Raw genomic sequence first — 1,409 nt, forward strand, 5'->3', positions numbered from 1 at the left:
GCGCGATAGGGCAACTTGACGTAGACCACGTGAAGGGGAACATCCCCCTCGCGCTGGGTATAACCCGATCCTTCGAAGATCTGGCCGGTTTCCCAGACCGCACGCTCCTCGCGCAGCATCTGTTGCCGCTCGTCCTCGGTCATATAGCCCCAGCGATCACCTTCTTCCCCATCACCGACAAACAGCTCGCGGTATGCCCGGTTGCTGAGGGTCAGGCGATGATCGCGATCCCGCAGCGCCACCATATTGGGCAGGGAGTCGAGCAGGGTCTGGACGAACACCAACTGTTCATTGAGCGTCTTCTCGGCCCGTTGTCGCTGCACGATCTCCCGTTTTAGAGTGCGGTTCCAGGCCCAGAACAGGGCAAACAGCAGAGTGGCAGCCGTGCCACCTATTACGAACCAGAGCAGCACTGTTTCGCTGTTGATGCCGGTCTGCACACTCATGGAGAGCCAGCGCCTCTCCACTTTATTGAGCTCCTCCGGCGGTATCGAATAGAGCACCTTGGTAAGGATCCGCTGCAGCATGGGATCTTTGCGCGTGGCCATGGCGACCGGCAGGCGCAAGTCTTTGCCGGCATAGACCACCTGATAGCGTTCGCTCACCCGCTTGTTGATGGATGGCAGGGTGACCATCACGTAGTCGGCATCGCCCGTGTCCAGCAGCTCCATCAAGCGGTTGTCATTGTTGACCTCTACCGGATGGGCGCCGATGTGGGTCAGTAGATCTTTATCCAGCGAGCCATGCACCATGCCGACCCGTTTCCCTCGCAGCAGTGAGAGATCGGTGATATCGGCACTGCGTTTGGGGGCAATAACGACCCGATCGACAAACAGATAGCCGGGGGTGAACAGCGCAAACTGGCCACGGTCGTGGTTGGGGGATATGGCCGGAATAAAATCGATCTGCCGCAGCTTCAGCAGGTTCTGGGTTTCCCCCCAGCTATTGGTGCGAACCAGAGAGAACTTCAGCCCGGAGACTTGCTGCATCAGCGCCATCAGGTCCGCCACATACCCGACCAGTCGGCCCCGGTAATTGAATTCGCTCATGGAGGTCCAGTCCGGGGAGACGCCGTAAGTGAGCTCAGGATGCTGGTTGAGCCACTCCTGCTCCTCAGGGGTAAACTGGACAGACTTCACCGCTCCTGAGTCCGCATGTTGGCTATTCGTGGTAGCTGCCAGCATATGACGACGATCTTCAACCGATATCTCGTTGAATGCCTTGCTCACCAGGCTGACCAGTGCCGGGTCGCTCTTGTGCATATTGATAGAGAGAGACGTGCCGCTTACCCATTCCGGAGTGGCAATGGTGAAGCCAGCCTTGGGGTGCTGATCTTTCACCATCACCAGTGACGGCATGTCGGCAAGATAGGCGTCAGCCATGCGCTTTTTGAGCATAAAGGCGGCTTC

General features: G+C 58.2%; 1 protein-coding gene. It reads right to left on the minus strand.

The window, feature by feature from the left end:
* Window positions 1-1,397: transporter substrate-binding domain-containing protein (locus AACS18_RS10825; protein WP_339373252.1), on the minus strand; the 1,397-nt coding region annotated here is incomplete at its 3' end.
* Between the last annotated feature and the right edge of the window lie 12 nt (window positions 1,398-1,409).

Source organism: Aeromonas sp. HMWF015 (genome assembly GCF_963878965.1).
GTDB lineage: Bacteria > Pseudomonadota > Gammaproteobacteria > Enterobacterales > Aeromonadaceae > Aeromonas > Aeromonas veronii.